The 20,823-nt window shown below is 40.5% G+C and carries 20 protein-coding genes and 2 pseudogenes; 3 read left to right on the forward strand and 19 right to left on the reverse strand.

Annotated elements, in window-relative coordinates; genetic code table 11:
* Positions 1–123 precede the first annotated feature (123 nt).
* On the forward strand, positions 124–960 hold the full coding sequence (eutJ, locus tag ACESZG_RS01775) for an ethanolamine utilization protein EutJ (protein WP_347459939.1): 837 nt from the start codon (positions 124–126) through the stop codon (positions 958–960).
* A gap of 42 nt (positions 961–1,002) precedes the next feature.
* Positions 1,003–1,491: an ureidoglycolate lyase gene (locus tag ACESZG_RS01780; RefSeq protein ID WP_368184036.1), complete on the forward strand. Its 489-nt coding sequence runs from the start codon at positions 1,003–1,005 to the stop codon at positions 1,489–1,491.
* Between the two features lie 70 nt (positions 1,492–1,561).
* Here ACESZG_RS01780 and ACESZG_RS01785 read toward each other — a convergent pair whose 3' ends face one another.
* The 11 genes and pseudogenes from ACESZG_RS01785 to ACESZG_RS01835 form a co-directional block, all read right to left on the reverse strand.
* On the reverse strand, positions 1,562–2,065 hold the full coding sequence (locus ACESZG_RS01785) for a gamma carbonic anhydrase family protein (RefSeq protein ID WP_368226171.1): 504 nt from the start codon (positions 2,063–2,065) through the stop codon (positions 1,562–1,564).
* 146 nt (positions 2,066–2,211) lie between these two features.
* Positions 2,212–2,499: a BMC domain-containing protein gene (locus tag ACESZG_RS01790; RefSeq protein WP_008703969.1), complete on the reverse strand. Its 288-nt coding sequence runs from the start codon at positions 2,497–2,499 to the stop codon at positions 2,212–2,214.
* Between the two features lie 24 nt (positions 2,500–2,523).
* Positions 2,524–2,823 (reverse strand): BMC domain-containing protein, encoded by a 300-nt coding sequence (locus ACESZG_RS01795; RefSeq protein ID WP_008703970.1) that lies wholly within the window; start codon positions 2,821–2,823, stop codon positions 2,524–2,526.
* 386 nt (positions 2,824–3,209) lie between these two features.
* Positions 3,210–4,214, reverse strand: coding sequence for a hypothetical protein (locus ACESZG_RS01800; RefSeq protein ID WP_373217427.1), 1,005 nt, complete (start codon positions 4,212–4,214; stop codon positions 3,210–3,212).
* Between the two features lie 90 nt (positions 4,215–4,304).
* The gene (locus ACESZG_RS01805; protein WP_373217429.1) at positions 4,305–4,715 is read right to left on the reverse strand and encodes a hypothetical protein; all 411 of its coding nucleotides are present in this window, start codon (positions 4,713–4,715) and stop codon (positions 4,305–4,307) included.
* Between the two features lie 162 nt (positions 4,716–4,877).
* Positions 4,878–7,498: pseudogene (locus ACESZG_RS01810) on the reverse strand (cation-translocating P-type ATPase).
* A 312-nt stretch (positions 7,499–7,810) separates the two neighbouring features.
* A complete protein-coding gene (locus ACESZG_RS01815; protein ID WP_055052437.1) occupies positions 7,811–9,151 on the reverse strand; it encodes an MATE family efflux transporter in 1,341 nt (446 codons plus the stop codon).
* Between the two features lie 161 nt (positions 9,152–9,312).
* Positions 9,313–9,978 carry a methylated-DNA--[protein]-cysteine S-methyltransferase gene (locus ACESZG_RS01820; protein ID WP_055052599.1) on the reverse strand — a complete coding sequence of 222 codons (666 nt, stop codon included), beginning with the start codon at positions 9,976–9,978 and terminating at the stop codon, positions 9,313–9,315.
* Between the two features lie 26 nt (positions 9,979–10,004).
* Positions 10,005–11,099: a transglutaminase domain-containing protein gene (locus ACESZG_RS01825; protein WP_227226362.1), complete on the reverse strand. Its 1,095-nt coding sequence runs from the start codon at positions 11,097–11,099 to the stop codon at positions 10,005–10,007.
* A 29-nt stretch (positions 11,100–11,128) separates the two neighbouring features.
* Complete coding sequence (locus ACESZG_RS01830; RefSeq protein WP_373217431.1) at positions 11,129–11,401, reverse strand: hypothetical protein; 273 nt, start codon at positions 11,399–11,401, stop codon at positions 11,129–11,131.
* Positions 11,402–11,760: 359 nt separating this feature from the next.
* Positions 11,761–11,913, reverse strand: coding sequence for a DUF6783 domain-containing protein (locus tag ACESZG_RS01835; RefSeq protein ID WP_349826270.1), 153 nt, complete (start codon positions 11,911–11,913; stop codon positions 11,761–11,763).
* 26 nt (positions 11,914–11,939) lie between these two features.
* On the opposite strand from ACESZG_RS01835, the gene ACESZG_RS01840 reads away from it, so the two are divergent.
* The gene (locus ACESZG_RS01840) at positions 11,940–13,280 is read left to right on the forward strand and encodes an MATE family efflux transporter (protein ID WP_022380953.1); all 1,341 of its coding nucleotides are present in this window, start codon (positions 11,940–11,942) and stop codon (positions 13,278–13,280) included.
* Between the two features lie 119 nt (positions 13,281–13,399).
* Here the strand turns inward: ACESZG_RS01840 and ACESZG_RS01845 are convergent, their stop codons facing one another.
* The 8 genes and pseudogenes from ACESZG_RS01845 to ACESZG_RS01880 all read right to left on the reverse strand — a co-directional run bounded on the left by ACESZG_RS01845 (position 13,400) and on the right by ACESZG_RS01880 (position 20,823).
* A complete protein-coding gene (locus ACESZG_RS01845; protein ID WP_373217433.1) occupies positions 13,400–14,422 on the reverse strand; it encodes an alpha/beta hydrolase in 1,023 nt (340 codons plus the stop codon).
* 79 nt (positions 14,423–14,501) lie between these two features.
* Positions 14,502–14,855 (reverse strand): annotated as a pseudogene (locus ACESZG_RS01850) (sodium:solute symporter); the annotation flags it as partial.
* 171 nt (positions 14,856–15,026) lie between these two features.
* Positions 15,027–15,788 (reverse strand): inositol monophosphatase family protein, encoded by a 762-nt coding sequence (locus ACESZG_RS01855; protein WP_020994056.1) that lies wholly within the window; start codon positions 15,786–15,788, stop codon positions 15,027–15,029.
* Positions 15,789–15,837: 49 nt separating this feature from the next.
* A complete protein-coding gene (locus ACESZG_RS01860; RefSeq protein ID WP_008703981.1) occupies positions 15,838–17,427 on the reverse strand; it encodes an AAA family ATPase in 1,590 nt (529 codons plus the stop codon).
* Positions 17,428–17,578: 151 nt separating this feature from the next.
* Positions 17,579–18,382: an SDR family NAD(P)-dependent oxidoreductase gene (locus ACESZG_RS01865; RefSeq protein ID WP_368211342.1), complete on the reverse strand. Its 804-nt coding sequence runs from the start codon at positions 18,380–18,382 to the stop codon at positions 17,579–17,581.
* Between the two features lie 108 nt (positions 18,383–18,490).
* Complete coding sequence (locus ACESZG_RS01870) at positions 18,491–18,856, reverse strand: PAS domain-containing protein (protein ID WP_008703984.1); 366 nt, start codon at positions 18,854–18,856, stop codon at positions 18,491–18,493.
* 120 nt (positions 18,857–18,976) lie between these two features.
* The gene (locus ACESZG_RS01875; RefSeq protein ID WP_147419049.1) at positions 18,977–19,339 is read right to left on the reverse strand and encodes a hypothetical protein; all 363 of its coding nucleotides are present in this window, start codon (positions 19,337–19,339) and stop codon (positions 18,977–18,979) included.
* A 155-nt stretch (positions 19,340–19,494) separates the two neighbouring features.
* The gene (locus ACESZG_RS01880) at positions 19,495–20,823 is read right to left on the reverse strand and encodes an IS200/IS605 family accessory protein TnpB-related protein (protein WP_020994058.1); all 1,329 of its coding nucleotides are present in this window, start codon (positions 20,821–20,823) and stop codon (positions 19,495–19,497) included.

The following is a 20,823-nucleotide window of genomic DNA, read 5'->3' on the forward strand; positions in this document are numbered from 1 at the left end:
TGCAATTTTTTGTTGTTTTTTCTGAAACAGCAAAAATCGAAAAACATGTTGCTGAGAACGGAATGAGCAGTAACAATGTCAAACGATCTCATCTATAAAATAAAATATCAGGAGTATACAGATATGGAATTGAAAAACAGAACTTTATCAAATTTCGCCGATCTTGTTCAAACCGGTGAATGCAAAAAATTCAAAGGCCGCCTGAAGGTAGGTGTGGATTTGGGTACAGCTAATACAGTTCTGGCAGTTGTAGACACTACCAACCGTCCGATTGCTGGCATATCCGCTCCCTCCCAGGCTATCAGAGACGGCGTGATCGTCAATTATTATGAATCTGTTCAGCTTGTTACACGGCTGAAGGCTGAACTTGAAAAAAAACTGAAAACTGAGCTTCCTTACGCTGCAGCTGCAATCCCACCCGGAGTTTCCGAAGGAAGTTCAAAAAGTATTCAATATGTGCTGGAGGGTGCAGGTTTTGAGGTTTCCAATATCGTAGACGAACCCACCGCTGCAGCTGCTGTACTTAAGATTTCAGACGGCGCTGTAGTGGATGTAGGTGGAGGCACTACAGGAATCAGTATTCTCAAAGACGGCAAAGTAATCTACACAGACGATGAAGCTACCGGCGGCAGTCACATGACCATGACTGTAGCAGGGCACTATAACATCCCATACGAAGAAGCTGAAATTTTAAAAACAGATCGTTCAAAAGAAGCTGAAATTTTCCCTGTAATCAAAGCAACTGTAGAAAAAATGGCCACGATCACTCAGAAATTTCTCACAGGCTACCAGGTACCCGCTGTATATGTTGTAGGCGGTTCCGCAAGTTTTGAAGATTTCACAGGCGTATTTGAAAAAAAGCTTGGGCTACCTGTTTATCGTCCGGTACATCCTCTGCTGGTAACCCCACTGGGTATCGCTTATCACTGTGATCTTCCACCAGTCACACACAAAAAATAATCAAAACTTTTCATAAAATACTATATAAGGGGGTATTATATCATGAGAGAACTAAAAGCAACAAAAATCAATGCTGCAGATTTTGCACCATTTGGTACATTTTTCAGCATGACAGAGCCAGAAGGCTATCCATTACATGGTGAAATACATAAATTTTATCCAGACCGTATTTCCGGTACCTGTATGGGATCCATTGGTTTTTCGCCTATTGCAGTACATAAAGATGAACGCATCGTTAAAGCTGCTGAATATCACACAACTACCTGGGAAGGAATTGTTGCACTGGATGATGACATGATCATACATGTAGCACCGGCTTCTGCAGGCGCACCTGTTCCGGAACTTACCAGAGCATTCATAGTTCCAAAAGGAACTATGGTGAAGATCAATGCTGCTATCTGGCATTTATGTCCTCTTCCTTTAAACAATGAAGTACTCCATGCCATGATCATTCTTCCGGAATGCACTTATGCAAATGACTGCACAGTAGTAGATTTTGAAGAAAAAGACTGGTTTAAGATTACTGTCTGATATACATAAACATCCCCGGAACTCCACTGTTTTTACATAAAGTTCCGGGGATATTTTTATTGTCTGATTTTTACAATACACCCTGCTTCTGCATTTCGGCAGACACAGAAACATACTCTTTACTGTTTTCAAGATTTCCCAGCTTTTCTTCCCATGTAAGGTTTCGTTTAATCTTTGCAGGACTTCCCATCACCAGAGAACCGTCCGGTATCACTGTATTCTTTGTCACAAGACTTCCTGCTCCTATGATACAATCCTTACCTATTCTGGCACCATCAAGAACAACCGCTCCCATTCCGATCAATGTACGGTCACCGATCATACATCCATGAAGCACTGCATTATGTCCAACTGTCACATTATTCCCAATATGTACCGGCATATTACGGCTTACATGAATCGTACAGTTTTCCTGAACATTAGATTCCTCACCGATCATGATCGGAGCATCATCGCCACGTATCACAGCATAATGAAGAACACAACTGTCACGCCCGATAGTTACATCTCCAATAACCACTGACTGCCTTGCAATTTTTGCATCTTCTGATATTTTTACACTCTTATAATCCATCTTCCGAAATACCTGCCTTCTTGATTTAATACTACCTTCACATCATTTTCAATACCCTGACACTTCTTTACTGCAGAATCTTTATACATATTCCAAAAAGACTTTCTGCATTTCATTTGCTGATTTACAGAAAGTCCTCTTAGCTATTATTTATGGTGTTTTTCTTCCTCTTCTTTCACCAGTCTTGATGTTTCTTCAGACGGTGCTGAGATTACAGCTGCTGCTATAATTTCACAGGGCGGGTTTCCCTTTACAGCATCTACTGCTGCCTTTACTGCTGCTATATCGCCACTTAAGAATATAGTTGCGTGACCTCCGCACTTGGTATGCCAGGTACGGAATTCCACATCTGATGTTTTCAGCATCTGGTCAAGGACAACTACTGCATTACAGCTTCCCACAACCTCTACTAATCCTAATGCTCCATATGACATCTTCTCATTTCCTCCTGACATGTTCTATTTGTTAATGGTCATCTTAAGTGCCACTTCAGTATCTGCGGAAGGTGATGCGATCACTGTGTGAGAAACAATCTTGCCAAGGGGTTTGGCTGTCTCTAAGGCCACTTCCATTGCTGCATTCACATCAGAAACACTGCCGCGTATTTTTACACATGCTCCGCTTTTCAGTCGGTTTCGTTCGACGCTTTGAATCGTTACGTTTGCAGCCTTGGATGCTGCATCGAGAGCGACAAAGCAAGCTACCAGGTTATCCAGTTCAAATGCCCCAACTGCCATGCCATCATAGTTTTTTGCCATTTTATCCTCCTTACGAGACGGGAAAATGGTTCTCCCGACTGCTGTCTTTTATACTAGTATACCTTGTTTTCATTATAATTACAAGCTATTCCCCACTGAAATCTCACAAGAGTTCACAGAATGCAACATAATCCCACATTATATTCAAGAATATAACTGTTGGATTGTTTCTTTTTCACTATTTTCATAAATCTTCTCCCTTACAACCATTCACAGGCTTCTATGCAGAACATATACTAATATGGAGAACAACAATCTGCTGTTGTCAGGTTTTAATCGTCATGCATCAAATGACCCGGAATTATCCGGTACCTCCTGCTGTAACATTTGATGCTGTAGGGTCAGGCGGATATTTGCAATTGAAGCAGAGGACTTACTTGATTCGGTTAAATTTTTTCTAAATCCGCAATGTTTTCAGGATATTCCATATCTGAATACAATTTCAGCTGTAACTGTAATATTCTGTTATACTCCTCGCAGCCAGGCTCCAAAACTCTTCTTTGTTCATACAATTTGTGATCTTCTTCACTCATCTTCACATCAAAGCTTTCCTGAGTATGGAACTGGATTTCAATACGATAGTTGCGTGAGTTTTTAAACTTTGCATTTACGCCATTATACGGAAAGCTGTCATTGACCCAATAATTTTTCAATGAATATATCTTCCAGTTCTTCTCATACAGGGCATCTGTCACAGATCGTATCTGTTCAACATATTCTTTCGGTTCCAGTATCACTGTATAACGAATAACATCCGCTATTGAATCAAAAAAAGACTTCTCTATTCTCTGATAAAGCTTATTATATAAGGACTTCGGTGATTTTACTCTATACTCTAATCCCGCAAGTACTGCTTTATTTATTTTTGCAAAGTCCATAAGAGATTTGGTGATCTCAAACTCTGTAGACAGATAATCCGCATAAAATACTCTTTCTTCAAAAGAAAGTTTATGAAAAAGTTCAATATCCTCTTCTGTCCATGATTCTTCAATTTCTTTATTAAGATAGATTTTCTCTGAATTTTCAGCAGACAGAACACACTTGAGCTCTATCGAATCAATGCAAAAAAGACTGGTATTGTCACCCGACTCATGAGTGAGACTTCTGAGAATCTTATTAAAATTATTGATAATTATATTGACTTTTCTTTCAATCAGTGCATATGCTGAATCTGATCCACCTGCTTCTATCACAAGTTTACCACCTTTAACGGAAATGCTTCTTACGACATTTCTTTCAACAAATCCAACAATCTCTTCAGAATTATATTTATCAAAATCCTCATAATCCAGATCAGGATTTATATTTTTCAATTCTGCAAGCTGATTTCCAACCACAAGAACTGCTGCCAGATCCTTCAATCTGACAGTATTTTTATTGTCTAATACCAAAATTTCTTCCAGCTGATTTATATCATCGCTGTTTCCGCCAATAAAATACAGCATACTGGTTATGGCATGTTTATGTTTCTCTGACGGAAATTAAAATATATCTCCATATTCTTCTATCAGACACGCACTGAACAAAACATGATATTTGCTCATGATCTGCAGGAATGTAAGCGATTGAGTCTGCTTTTGAATTCCCAGTCTGTTTATATATCTGTTCATGATTTCCTGATTTAAACCAAATCCGGTATGCGCAAACAGGGCTGCCAGCAAAAGACAGTAACACTCATCTTCATTCAAGCCTTCCAGTTTCTTTCTGTCCATTATTAAATCGCAAAATTCTGCAATATCTATAAAATGCATAATAGAATAATCAGAAATATTGGGATATATCTTTTTATATTTTTCCAGCATTCTCTGTACAACTGTACAGTTGTCCCTGTAATTTTCATATAATTTTTTTGATTTTGTAAGTAAATTTTCCGAACACTTGTTAACTATCATTTGAATTATTCTCCATCAATTGTATTACCTTTTTTATCATTATACTCAAAAACAGCAGCCTTGTATATAGCTGCTGTTTCCAAAACTTCAGTAAAATTATATATTTTCACCCTTACCATAAAAACCAAAAAACTTCCCGCTGCACACCCGATGAAAAGTCCACTATCTTTCCTCTCCTTTTCTTAATTTCATGCGTATCCATTTAAGTAGCTGAATAATCGGAAGGCTGGCAAACGCATACAGATATACACATCCAAGCTGCATCAGATTCAATGTCTCCACTTTAAACAGAAGATGAAGCCCCGGAACTGTCAGTACTGCTGTAATAAGTACTGCTCCAAGTGCAAATGCTCCCTGAAGCCATTTATTATTAAAGAAACGTTTTGTAAAGATAACCGGATGATCTGATTTGCAGTTGAATCCATGGAACAAACGTGCCAGACAAAGTGTTCCGAAGGCGTAAGTACTTCCGAGCAATGCACCATTCTGGTGATATCCTGTCAAAAATCCGATCATTGTCATCACACCGATCACAAAACCTTCCAGCCCGATCTTACCAAGAAAATCCTTTGTCAGTATTGACTCGTCTGCAGATCTTGGTTTCTCATTCATCACCTCACTGCTATGAGGTTCCACACCCAGTGCAATTGCCGGAAGGCTGTCTGTCAAAAGATTGATAAACAGCAGATGCACCGGTGCAAAGGGAACCGGAAGTCCTGCAAGCGATGCACAAAGAACTGCCAGAATCGCGCCAAAGTTTCCTGACAGGAGAAACTGAATCGCATACTTGATATTCTGATATAAATTTCGCCCATTTTCCACTGCTTTTACAATTGTTGCAAAATTATCATCTGTAAGCACCATTGCTGCGGCATCCTTTGCAACCTCTGTTCCGGTCACTCCCATTGCAACACCAATGTCTGCCTGCTTCAATGCCGGAGCATCATTCACACCGTCTCCGGTCATTGCCACGATCATCCCTTTTTCCTGCCATGCACGGACAATACGGATCTTGTGCTCAGGTGACACTCTTGCATACACAGAAATATTCGGAACAAATTCCCTCAGCTGCTCATCACTCATATTTTCAATATCAGCACCCTCGCATGCCTCCGACAGATCATGTAAGATTCCAATTCTCTTTGCAATTGCCGCTGCTGTGATCTTATGATCTCCCGTTATCATGACCGGTCTGATTCCCGCTTTTATACATTCTGCAACTGCAGCCTTTGATTCTTCCCTGGGTGGATCCATCATAGCGATCAGTCCAAGAAATACCAGATGATTCTCATCTTCTGTAGTCAATACATGATTCTCCGGAATTTCACGACAGGTAAATGCCAGTACCCGCAACCCTTCCATTGAAAATTCCTGATTCTGACGTTTTATTTTTTCTTTATCTGCTTCTGTAATTTCCCGAACTCCGTCTTTCGTCCAGATTTTCTCTGTCAGTTCCAGAAGCCGGTCAACAGCCCCTTTTACGATCATCCGGTTCTCACCATCAATCTTGTGAAGAGTTGACATCATCTTACGATCACTGTCAAAGGGAAGCTCCCCTTCTCTTGGATAAAGATTTCTTACGCCTGCAGCCTCTATTCCGTATCGGCTGCCAAGATTGATCAATGCTGTTTCCGTTGGATCTCCGATCTCCACTCCATTTTCATTTGTTGAATCATTACATAAAATGCTGTAATCCAAAAGACATCTCTGTGCCGGATCTGCCACATCAATTGCATCTGCTGTAATCCTTTTTTCATCTATATAGTAATCTTCCACTGTCATTTTGTTCTGTGTGAGCGTTCCTGTTTTATCCGAACAGATAACAGATACACTTCCAAGACCTTCCACAGTCTGAAGCTTACGAATGATTGCGTGCTCCTTTGCCATCTTCTGTGTTCCAAAAGAAAGAACGATTGTCACAATAGAACTTAACGCTTCCGGAATTGCTGCAACTGCAAGCGCTACTGCAAACATAAATGCACTGCTGATTTTCTCACCACGGAATACATTGATTGCAAACAGAATTCCGCAAAATATCAGAATCAGGATGGAAAGCTTTTTTCCAAAGTCATCCAGATTCGCCTGAAGTGGCGTTTGTTTTTCAGAAGTGGATTTCAGAAGTCCCGCAATCTTTCCAACCTCTGTCTGCATACCTACATCTGTTACAACTGCTTTACCACGCCCATATGTGACAAAACTGCCGGAAAACAGCATGTTTGTCCGATCACCAAGGGGTGCTTCTGCCAGAATAGTGTCCATACTCTTTTCAACCGCAAGACTTTCACCTGTAAGGGCACTTTCATCGACCTTAAGGCTTGCATTTTCAATCAGTCTTCCATCTGCCGGAATCATATCTCCTGCTTCCAGCAGTATCACATCTCCCACAACCAGCTCTCTTGCCGGGAGCTGTACAGCCACACCATTGCGCAATACTTTTGCTTCCGGTCCGGAAAGCTTCTTTAAACTCTGCAGAGACTGCTCAGCCTTTACTGTCTGTACGGTTCCCAAAATCGCATTAATCGTAATAACGATCACGATAACCGCTGCGCTTTCCACATCTCCAAGCATACCGGATATCACTGCCGATGCAATTAAGATCAGCACCGAAAATCCTTATACTGCTCAAAGAAAATCTGTAAAATACTTTTTTTCTTTCCTTCTGCAAGCTCATTCCATCCACACTTCTCTCTGGATCTTTTAACCTGTTCACTGGCAAGCCCTGATTCCCTGCTTTCCACGTGATCCAGAACTTCTTCTACCGTTTGCTGATAGATTTCCCTCATTGCTTTTGCCTCCTTTTTGCAAACATTCAACAGCTTTTAATTTTTATGCAATGAAGGATTTTTTAATAAAATGATATAAAAAAAGAAACCCTTATTGCATAACAAAAAATGCAATAAAAGTCTCACCATTTCCTTGCAGTGCCGGATGTCTCCACCGTACTGACGACACTGCAAACGCAGATTTTCAAACGTAGGTTACTCCCCTTTATTGAATCTAATACTATAACAAAATCAATACTTCTGTCAAGATATTTTTTAAATCATCGGGCAAAAAACAGCAGCCTTGTATATAGCTGCTGTTTCCGATTCTATCTATTTCTCAAATCCGTATACCCATTTTCCCCTCAAAAACAGATACAGGAAAATCACAGAGCTGATGCTCCAGGTCAGGGGATATGCCCAGAATATCACCCGGATATCTGAAATAAGACGGACTGCTACCGTGATATAGCTCACACGAAACAGACACCAGTCACAAAGCATGACTACCATAGGGACTGCCGCATGGCCGGATCCACGTAGTACTGCTGCAATACAATGCGAAAATGCCAGCAGACAATAAAACAACGCAATTATTCTCGCCTGCATCACACCATAATGTATTACACTTGGATCTCTGTTAAAAGCAGCGATCAGTACCGGTGCCGCCGCATATATGATAATGCCGATCAGCTCTGCAATGATCACCGAACAAATGATTCCAAATCTTGCACCTTTTTTCGCCCGTTCATACTGTCTGGCACCAAGATTCTGGCTGACAAAAGTTGTCAGGGCCATTGTAAAACATGTCACTGGTAAAAAAGCAAATCCCTCTACTTTTGAATAGGAACCACAGCCTGCCATTGCCATTTTCCCAAATGCATTGATATTTGACTGTACAAAAACATTTGCAATAGCAATCACTGAGTTCTGGAACCCGGACGGCACGCCATTCTGAATAATCTGTTTTAGCATATGCCTGTCAAAACGGATCATTCTTAACTCTAACCGATATTCTTCTTCCACACGCATCAGGTGGAACATACAAAGAATGGCACTGACAAACTGAGAAATAGCTGTTGCCAGTGCAGCTGAACCAACGCCCATACCAAGACCTGCAATAAAAAAAATATCCAGTACAACATTGATGCATGAGGAGATGATCAGATAAATCAGGGGGTGGCGACTATCTCCGACAGACTGCAGGATTCCAACAAAAATATTATACATGACAACCCCTATGGATCCTGCAAAATATGTTCGGAAATACACGATGGACTCCGGCAGCACATCAGCAGGTGTTCCCATCAGTACCAGAATTTTAGGAGCCAGAAACATTCCCATAACCGTCAGCACTACACCAGCCACAAGTCCAAACGCTACGGTTGTATGGATTGCTTTCTGCAGGCAGTCCTTTATTTTTGCCCCGTAATATCTGGCAACAACAACTCCGGCTCCCATGGCAATTCCATTGATAAATCCCACCATCAAAAAAATCAGATTTCCGGAAGAACTAACTGCAGCCAACGCATTACTTCCAAGAAAATTGCCTACGATCAGGGAATCTGCTGTATTATACAACTGCTGAAACAGATTTCCGAGAAATAGTGGAATGGCAAAAAGGATGATCTTTCTGGAGATACTTCCCTCTGTCATTCTTGAATCCTTTTTCATAATTTTTTGATACCTTCCTGTTTTTTCTTTATTATATCACAAAATTCTTCCTTATATTTATAATATCATGATTTGAAAAGAATCTCAAAATTTACTTTCGATCTGCAAAATTTAACTGAATCAAGTAAATCCCCTGCTTCTTCAGTAAAAAGTAGACAGGATTACTGTTGCAGATTTTTGTTTTTCCACAGTTTATCATCTCTTTGCGCCAATCCATATTTTTTTAAATCTACCGTTCCATTGACAACCTCAATTCCATCTGCTTCCAGTAGCTTTTTCTGTACATCTTTACCGCCGAAGGCAAAAGCCCCTGACAGTTCTCCTCTGAAATTCACTACCCGATAACAGGGAATATGCTCCGGATCCGGATTCTTATGGAGGGCATTCCCTACCGCTCTCGACATTCTCGGATTCCCTGCCATTTCGGCAACCTGACCATAAGTTGCAACGCATCCTTTCGGAATTTGCTTCACTGCCTCATAAATCTTCTTTGTCGGGCTGTATGTTACGAGATCATAGCTTTCGGATATCATTCTTTTAATATCTTTATCCGGTACCGTCCCATTTAGAATAATGGTATTCCAATGTTCCTTATTCTGATGATAACCAGCCTGTACAGATTCATAGGCACTTCGCCAAAAATCACGCCACTCCGGATCTGCTTTTACATTCAGATTAACATAACCGTTTCGTTCATAGATCCATAAAAAAATTTTTTTGTTTTCCCTCGCTCTTACCACTTGCCAGTTCTGATCACGGAAAGGTCTTTCCGTATATGTATTCTGAAATGATAAACCGAATTCCAACGCTGCTTCTCGTGTAATCATGCAATTTTGATTCATTTATTTCACCCTTATTCCCTGAAATTATTTCTGGCATCTTCATAATCTCTTGGAAGTCCCTCAAACAAAATTATTGCCTTATCATACTGTTCCTCTTCATTCGCTTCCTCTATTGTCACACTCTCCTGTACCTGCATATCCGTATACTGAACACGAATAACTGCCTGCGGCCAGTTTATGCTGACCATTGCTGTTTTGTCTTTCTCATCTCCTGCTTTCCGGATAAGCTCCAGCAATTCCTTCAGTACTTCCTTTGTCAGATAACCGCCTCTCCAGTGAAAAATAAGTACCCTGCCTTTCTTCGCCGCCTGCAAAGAACGTTTATACACATCCTCTTTCTTAGTAAAAGAAAGCTTCTTCTCCTTATAGTAAAAGTGCTCATGATCACCGCAGTGAGGCGCCGGCGCAATAAGAGGCTCATGATCCCTGAAAATCTGTGAATCATCCAGATTGAAATAATCATAGCGGATTTCAGAAGTCTCACGATCTTTCCCCAGGGTATTATCAAAGGTCGCATCCAGATGATAATATGTACCTCCTATTTTTACGATATTCCATGTGTGGCGATACTTAATCCCCTTCTCAGGATTATTTCCACAGATTGCAATCACACACCAGACTCCCAGTGCATCTAACAAAACCTTTACTGCTTTTGCGATTCCCTCACAAACACCAACGCCTTGCCCCAACGGTCCGATAATTTCATGGGAATATGATTTTTTCAGTTTGTCATAGCGGATATTTTCACAGATAAAATCATGTACATACTTCTCTTTCTCCCACTCAGACAGCTTCTGAGCCGGACGAATCAGCTTCTCAACTCTGGCAGTCATAGCCTTTTGATGTTCGCAAATCTTCTTTTTATCAAAAAGATACTCCGGAATAAAAATCAGATTCGGAGAGTCTTTATAATACCGGTATTTATAACTGCTCACCCAAAATATCTCCGGATGATCCAGACGCATCTGAAAAAATACATTATAAAGTTCTTCTCCCTCTAATGCCGGAATCTGAAATTCATCCGCCAGGTTTTTCACACCGCTAAGAATGCTGTGATATGCAGCCTGCTGCGCCTTATTCATATGATTGTAATAATATTGCTCCATTGTTATCTTATCTCCAAGTTCTTCGTCACTTAAAATCCCTTCCGGTACATTTCACTGATCACTGCCTGCGCATGTTCAGATTCCTTTTTCTCAATTATCTGCGCTCGGTCAGTTAAAATCGCCAGCATCTCATCTACCAGATCTTCGATTTTAGGATTTGTATACCGATATAAATAACCCAGCATTCTGGTTGCGGTATAATCTGTATTCATGTTTTTATATGCGATTTCAGCACAAAGTTCCTTCGGATAGCCCTTGCTGAGCAAAACCCTGTATAGTTCTTCTGTTCTTTCTGATGCCATGTTTTTTGCCTTTCTTATCATGTTTCTATGTCACCAGCCATCTGATTTACCTCGTCAAAAATCATATGATATAGCTATGTTTTTTCTTATAGTAACATACTTCAACTGATATTCGCAATCAGAATATGGAGCTTATTTGATATGGAAAAGGATTGTTAGTTACTGTTCACACATCACTATCCCGCAAGGTGTTTTGGCATGAATATGCCAAAATCCCGAGACATGCAAGCCAAAATTCCATTGCCGCTAGCAATCTGGAATGAATTTTGGCTACGTTACTGTGAACGGAGTGAACAGTAACGATTGTTACAAGGCACTGAGTAAACAGTAACACAGTAACTCCAAGACTTACAAGGTTATCAACGTGACAGTAGAATGTGCGCAATAACTATGTTATACTGATAATATCTAAATGCTTTAGATAACAAGCAATCAATAGAGTGTGTTTGAAAAATGCTTTCTGTAAAATGTGCGTCACAATTTGTTGGTACACTCGTTACTATCTGAAGCATTCAATCCACATTCTCAGGAGGAAAAAATGTCGAAAAAAGAAATAAGTTTTACAGAAGGACCTGTGTTCCAATCTTTGCTTCGGTTTGCCATTCCCGTGCTTGGCGCATTGATCCTGCAGGCTGCGTATGGCGCAGTTGATTTGCTGATTGTTGGAAAATTCGGAAATGCCTCGAGTATTTCCGCAGTAGGAACAGGAAGTTCCTTTATGCAGATGGCTACTTTTATCATTACAAGTCTTGCAATGGGCTCCACCGTAATAATCGGGCATCACATCGGAGAACAAAAACCAAAAGAAGCAGGAAATGCGGTCGGAACTACGATCATTCTTTTTCTGATCATTGCTGTCATCATGACATTTGTACTGGAATTTGCCGCCGGAGGAATTGCGCATCTTTTACAGGCACCGGCTGAATCCTTTGACAAAACAATTCTTTATATCAGAATCTGTTCTGCCGGTATCGTTATTATCATTGCATACAATGTAATCAGCGGTGTGCTGCGAGGTGTGGGAAATGCAAACCTTCCACTTCTATTCGTAGGAATTGCCTGTGTCATAAATATTCTGGGAGATTTGCTTCTGGTTGGAGTATTTCACATGGATGTTGCAGGTGCCGCCATTGCCACTGTATTTGCACAGTTTGTCTCTGTCGTCTGTTCTGTCGTTGTATTAAGAAAGCAGGATATGCCTATAGAATTTTCCAGAGAACAATGTCGGATTTATAAGGAAGAGTTAGGGAAAATATTGAACGTAGGTGTGCCGATTGCACTTCAGGAGACAACGGTTCAGATTTCATTTCTTGTCGTAAATTCTGTTATCAATCAGATGGGTCTGATGCCATCTGCCGGATATGGAATTGCACAGAAAATCGTTTCCTTTATTATGCTGGTTCCGTCCTCTATCATGCAGAGTGTATCAGCATTTGTTGCGCAGAATATCGGTGCCGGAAAGAAAAGCCGGGCATGGAAGGGTTTTTACACTGCAATTATTACCGGATGTTCCGTTGGAATCATCATCTTTATGGTAGGATTCTTCGGAGGCGGAGTATTATCCTCTTTCTTTACCAATGATTCCGAGGTAATCGCGCAGAGCGCCGCTTACCTGAAAGGTTTCTCTGCCGACTGTATACTGACTTGTGTACTTTTCAGCAGTATCGGATATTTTAATGGCTGTGGAAAAAGTATTCCTGTTATGATCCAGGGAATCACTTCCGCATTCTGCATCCGAATTCCGGTATCTATCATTATGTCGAGATTACCGGAAACATCTCTGACTTATGTTGGAATGGCGACACCTATCACAACTGTATATGGAATTATCTTTTTTGTAATCTGTTTCCGGCTGTTAAATAAAAACTCAGCCAAATAATAAAAATGGTTTCCTGTTATCAGTTCTCTTAGTAGAGATGCTGATAACAGAAAACCATTTCCATTATTTGATTATCCTCCGATACATGAATCGCATAGAAAATTTCATTAAGATACGAATCACGTACAACTGTCAGATACCATGCCTGAATCCATAAACTTCATAATCTTATCTAAATACATTTCCATCGTCCTGTCATCGCTGCGGTAGGTCTCATGTCTGGTTCCCGGCAGGTAAACATATTCGCAGGAAGTAATTCCTCTGTGATTGATTTTCTCTGCAAATTTTCTCAATGCGTTTACAGATACAAAATCATCTCTTTCTGCCTGAAATAGCAACACAGGTGCTGTCAGTTTCTTCCATCCACAATATTTTATGTACCAACTCATTTTTACAGACGCCAGAAGCCACCCATAAGAAGCTGCACTAACCTGGAATTTTTTATTCTCTTTACGCATCTCATTATATTTTTCGAATCTTGGTCTGGAAGTACATCCACTGGTTTCGAAAGTCTCACCACCATCATAAGGCTTCTGACCAGCTACATAGTCTCCCTCTTTTCCCAAAAGGCACTTCGTCTGTGCAATAGCAATCACCAATGGCCAGGGAACATTTCCGGTAAGCGGGCGGAGCATAGGAGAATTCAATATAATCTTCTGAAACAGTTGCGGCTCCCATGCAGCTGCAATTGTGCCAATCGCCCCACCCATAGAATGCGCAAAAAGAACTAACGGCAGTTCAGGATATGTTTTTTTAATTACATGGCATATTTTCAAAAAATCTCTCACATATCGCTTCCAGGTATCTATATGTACAAGAGATGAATCTGCTGTCAGACGATAACTTTGTCCATGTCCCATATGTTCCGGCATATACACATGATATCCAGCCTTCAGAAAATAATAAATCATCTCATCATATTTCGGCGCTGCTTCTGTAAAGCCATGACTGATTATAATAACGCCTTTCGGCTTCTCTGCCAGGTAACGCTGTACATGAATTTTCCCCACTATCCCCATATCTTTTCGGTGCAGATGATCCTCTGCACCAGGAATGTATCCCTCCTGACGGTGCGTTGCAAGATATGGCTCTATTTCATCATTCATTTTATACACATATTCATTCTCATGTATTATTTCCATTGTATATACTCCTGTTACTTTTTCATAATTCTATTGCTATCTGCTTTTCACCATTCGATACATACCTGTATTATAATCTTTACTGGTGCCTGTTAATAATCCCATTAATCTTTTTCTCATTATAAAATACCAGTATAATTCCGCCTATACAACAGAATACTGCTGCCCCAAAAGCAGCAACTCTATAACCAGTTCCCTCTGCTGCCCCTATCGTCGAGACTGCTGTAAATATCAGCATAGAAATACTCTGCCCAAGTTTAAACGCAAATGTTCTCGCCGCATAAAACATTCCTTCACGATTGCTTCCTGATGTAATCGAGTCGCTCTGCGAAATATCTGCCACAACAGCCTGCGGAAGAATTCCGAAAATCGCCATAGGAAGGGCCGCCACGACTGTCAGGATCAGTCCCTGCACCGATGCCGGAATGAACAGCCCCCATATCGTAGGTGCCAGATACGCCACTGCAGTTCCGGCAATAAATGTAAAGGAAATCAGTTAGAAATAATCCCGGACAACATCGCCCATCCAAACTGTCCGGCTGCAAACTGCCATATTTTCCCTGTTGTTAACTTTTTCACCGTGCACCTCCAGATTTCAGAACTACTACTTATTTCTTGCAAGAATCGAACTCTTTTCCAAGCATGGAAGTTCTTCTCCTTCAACAGTCGTCACAATTCCGCCTGCTTCTTCAACAATAAGTGCACCTGCCGCAAAATCCCATGGAGATAAAATAAGCTCGAAATAAATTTCCGCTCTTCCTGATGCTATGGCACATAAATCAAGTGCTGCAGATCCGCTTCGTCGGATATCAAGGCATTTTTGAAAATATTCGTAAGCTAATTCAAAGGATGCCTTCGCAAGCTCCGTATTATACGGTGATGAACCAAACAAAACAATGCTGTTTGCCAGATCATCCTTCGATACATGAATCGCATTTCCATTCATATATGCACCCTCACCGGAAATCGCATAGAAAGTTTCATTAAGATACGGATTATGCACGACTCCCATATATCTCTTTCCATTTCGAATCAATCCAATAGATACACAGCTCATATGATAATCTTTAATAAAATTGGTAGTTCCATCAATCGGATCCACCACAAAAATATATTCTGCATTTCTGTTAATCTGGCAATCCTCTTCTTCCCCCCAAAACTCCGCTTCCGGAAGAATCTCAGACAACTTTTTTTCTAGCATTTCCTGAATTTTGCAATCATACTTCGTAACAAAATTTGCTTTTCCTGCCTTATCCTTAATGCCAAAATTCGCCCTGTCCGCCTGAAGCATAACCTGTCCGCATTCTTTTGCCGCTTCAATTATTTCATTTAATATCGTATGTGGAGTTTTCTCCTTTAGTTCCATATTATCTGTCACCTCTCAATAGAAAATGGTTTCCGTTTTATCAATACTTTTATAATTTCTCATACTTTTCAATCAGACACTGATGTTCTTTTGTCTTCTTGTCATAGTTTATCTCAACCAGCAAAATATCTCCGGTATAATCCAGAACTGAATCCGGATATTGTTTTTCCTTAATCTGCTGTAATGCTGTCTTGACATTCTTATTCCATTTAAGTTCTACGACAAGCGCCGGATAACTGGAAACGTATTCTGGTTTTGGAATAAATACAAAGTCTGCAAACCCACGTCCTGTCGGCAGTTCACGAACTGGTTTAAAATAATATTCCATTGAACTCAGATATGCAATTGCAAGTACACTGCTCAAAGAATTCTCATTATTATACTGAATATTCGAAACATACTCTGTATGGATTTTCTCAATTCCCTCTTCAACTGCTTCTTCATCCATGTCCAGCGTAGCCTCCAGTAAATGTTCTGATTCCTGCTGAAAAGTAATCATCTCATTCCATTTTCTGCTTTCAACCGCCATTGTCAATTCCTGCCGGATTTCTTCATTTGGAACAAATGCAGTTCTTCTATTCTGGTTATATCCCAAATAACCAAGATGGATCAAATACGTAAGTACATCATCTTTGCTTTGTATATTCACCGTATCATTTTTGAAAGCAGCTGTATTCACTTTAATCGAAGCACCGGAAAGTATTTCAATTATAGCGTTTTTCAAACCATCATAATTCATATTGATAAAAGGAACAATTGCTTCATAAGAAGCAGTCTCAGACCAGTAACTTCTAAACCTGCCCCGCACACAAACACTTACTACTGCTTTAGGATTATATACCTGATAGTCCTCCAGCAAATAACCATCATACCAATATTTTACTTTCTCAAAATCTCTGTGATATCTTTCGCAAAGATCCTTCACTTCAGCTTCTGTAAATCCAATATATGGCGCCATCACTCCTGCATCAAGCATTGTAAACTCATCAAAATTATTTAATGCAGACTGCGTTTTTTCTTTCTTTATCGGCAAAATACCTGTAAGATACACCAACTGAATATATTTTGTCGGTTCCGTTCCCTTGAACATCGCCCGCAAAAAATTAATGTACTTTTCCTGTACTTTTTTATTTGCCGCTTCATCTCTGATCAGAACATCCCACTCATCAATAATTATAATAAATTTCTGTCCAACAATATTTTTAATACGCGAAAGACTTTCCGACAAACTTATCTCTTCTTCAGGCAGAACACCAGGGTAAATCTCTCTCAATTCAGCCTGTACGGATTTCGTAATAAACGCTACAACATTATCCACATTATCACAATTTGCCAGAAACCACTGAATATCAAGATGAATCACATCATACTTATTAAGATGCGTCTTAAAATCGGATTCCCTGCTTATATCCAGCCCTGAAAACATTTCTTCGGAATTACAGCCTTTACTATAATAAGCGGCCAGCATATTTGCAGCATATGATTTTCCAAACCTGCGTGGTCTGCAGTTACAGATATAAGCTTCTGTTGTATTAAGTACGCTGTTTGTATATTCCAACAATCCGGTTTTATCCACATATATCGGAGAATTCAGTGCCACCTGAAATGCACTGTTATCAGGATTTACAAATCTACCCATTCCTTACACCCCACAATCAAAAAACAGCTTCACGTTATCAAAATTTTTAATAAAATAATGATAGCATGAAACTATTTTAACGTAAAGCTGAAAAAAACTGTTATATATCCAGACACCCGGGCTATATCGGAATTCTATAAAATAATCTCAATTATTTTGCGTAAATAGAACCAACAATCTTTCCCCGTAATGTACACGGCAGAATTTTACATAAGAATCTCAGAATCTTATACTTCACACCCGCCACACAAATTGGTGCGCAGTTCTTTTTCTGTGCAATTCGCGCAATATATGTACCAATAATCTCCGGCGACATCCCACTTAGTTCATCTTTCTCCATCTGACTGACACCGTGTGAAATACGGCCACCGTATTCATCATCACCCAAAACTATCTTTTGTCTGGCCTGGGTAAAACCGGTATGAATATCTCCAAGTTCTACTGCTGTTACCCTGACACCATAAGGACTTACTTCATTATCAAGCGCGCAGGAATAAGAAGACACTGCTGCTTTACTGGCTGAATAAAACGCCTGAAACGGAATGTGTGCCACCGCTGCCACAGAACTGATATTGACAATATGCCCTCTGTGCTGTCTGCGCATAGAAGGAAGAACAGCTCTGCTTACATTGACAGTTCCGAAAAAATTTACATCAAATTGTGCTTTCGCCTGTTTTAACTCTGTAAATTCCACCGCCCCGGAAATACCAAAACCTGCGCAGTTTACAAGAATCTCGATACTTCCTCTTTCCAAAAGGATCTGCCCAACGGCTTCCTGCACGGAAGCCTCATCTGTCACATCTACGCACATATGCTTCACGCCTTCTACCGGAACATCCCGGCGACTGAACTCATAGACTATATAGCCAGCCTTACTCAAGGCTACTGCAGTACATCGTCCGATTCCGGAACTTCCGCCAGTGACAAGAGCTGTTCTTTTCTGTTTTGATTCCATATTGTTACTTACCTCATTCCATTTTTTCTTCTTACCACACGGGTGAGTTTCTGTCGTATTTCCTCATTCTTGAATAACTGCCTGCACCATTCGTCCTGTGCCATAACATCACCACAAATCATATTGTTTCATAGTTTCTGCGTTTCGATATTCATGTTTTTCATAATATCCTATCAGTCTTCCCTCTTCTCTGAGTGCCACCATATAAACATCTTTATTTTGCTTCTCATTATGGAAAGTATAGACAAGGTTATGGCTCTCATCTGCCGCAAACCAGTCCACTACCTTCTGTATTTTATCCCTGGATTCCTGATTATGACAATCTAACAGGCTTCTTCCAATAAGTTTATCACCGCCTCGCTTCGCATAGCTGTTAACAGCTGCCGGATTCATGTAGATAATCTCATGCTTAAGGTTGCATATAACAATCGAAGCCCTGTCCTGGTCAACAATACTCTTATAAAAACTAATCATATATTTTTTTATGTCCTTTCATTTTTTTCTTTCGTCTAATAGTTTACTATCCACATCAAATATCTTTAAATATCCGTTGGCATACATACGGACACCATCAATGGTATTTATAATAAATTATTACAAAATTTTCGAAACAAAATAATCTGCCTCAATAATATGCCTTACATTCTTCTCCCTGGAGTCAACAATACTCACACGTCCATTCTCCGCTGTCAAAGTCACACTGGAACCATCATTCCGATAAACAGTCATATGTTCCACTGGGCGTTCCAATGTCTCTATTGGATCCTTCATCTTTTTTAATCGCCGATACTCATATTCTGGAATAAAAAATTCAAGTTTTGAAATAGCTCTTTTTTTCTTTAATGGTGTTTTTCTTAATGAACCATTTTTATTCATAAAACGATCCGCAAATTCAACATTTTCCGTCATTTTATCAATTACATCCGAAATCCCGTGAATTAAAAACTTTATCCTCACACGACTGAAGTCGCGTGCTTCCAGACGCTTTAGGCGTCAGACTAAATATCGGCGGATACGCCTGTAACTTAGGTCAGCGCAGTTATGCGCATTTTTCCATGCCAGATATGGCAGGTTCCCACATTGCAGGTAGTCCACTGTATATCTGCCTGCATTTATGCTGCCTTTAAGATTTCCATTTGTAAATGAAGTTCTTTCAGATCTGCATAAACACATGAGGTTCTACGCTTTACCGGAGGGACTTTTGCCTCCAGCAAAGACCTTTCCGTTACCGGAAGGGATTTTAAAAGTTCTCTGATAAAATATCTTGCTCCGATATTATACGATGCCGACAGGTCACAGTTATATCTTTTTCCTGTCTGGAATACACAAAGACTGTGATTTTTCGGGTCACGGGACACACTTCCGGAGCCATCGTATGCAAGCCTGCTCGTATTCCATGCGCAGACTCTGGATACCCGCATTCCTTTTCTGTGTGCCTGATGCTCACAGCGTTTCTGGATATCCCGTTTTCTCCACAGATGCAGTTTCTGTTTTTTCTTTCCGGATATCTTTCCCTGCATTTCCAGATACTCGAATACGATCACATCTGCATGGTTCTTTTCTGCATTTTTTACGATCGCACCTGCAATTTTTCTTCCCAGCTCTATGTTCAGGCGTTTCGTATATGCCCATCTTCCCCGTGACTGCGCAGAGCCGTGTTCCCTCTGGAATCTTCGGATCCGGCCCAGTGTGCGGTACATCCGGTCTTTTTCACTGGGATGATTGATAAATTTTCTCCCCAGGACAGTTCCGTCTGCCCGCATAATGGTACAGACCGCATCGGTATTGATTCCCAAGTCCACACTACAGATGATCTGTTCTTTTACCGGTGTTTTCGTAAGTGTCACTTCTTCCGTATAAGAAAAACGCAGGAAATATTTATGGTGCCTTTTCTCCAGTGTCGGGGCTGATGCCTTTTTCCCCGACCAGTTCTTGCGCAGATATTCCATATCTGTGTGATTTAAACGCACACAAAACCATTTCCAGTCATGACCATCATACAGTTTCAGATATGCTTCGTCTTTTCCTTCTTTTTCCTCTCTGTACATGACATCACGATAAAAAACAGGCATGGCATGATTCTCATACGCCAGTCTGGGTTTCCCTGCTTTTTCTCCTGACTTTTCCCACAGTTCCATCCGTATTTCGTAAGAAGATACACTTCCCAATGCATGCTGGATTGCGGCTCGCCTCAGGTAGGACGGCATCTTCGGAAAGCGAAGATCAAAATCAAAGCGTGCAGGATTCTTTTTTGTAGTATGCACCAGATGCTCTGCAGCATTAAACCGCCTTTTGGCATCCGGTATCTCTGCCAGTTCTTCCCACACCTGCTCATATATTTCTGTCAGGTAACTGACCACAGACCGGTAGATTTCCAGTGTCTGGCGGACTGGGATATTCTGTTTTCGTAATTCTACGCCATAGCTGGATACGGTCTGCAT

Source organism: Blautia sp. Marseille-P2398 (genome assembly GCF_964240315.1).
GTDB lineage: Bacteria > Bacillota > Clostridia > Lachnospirales > Lachnospiraceae > Blautia_A > Blautia_A wexlerae.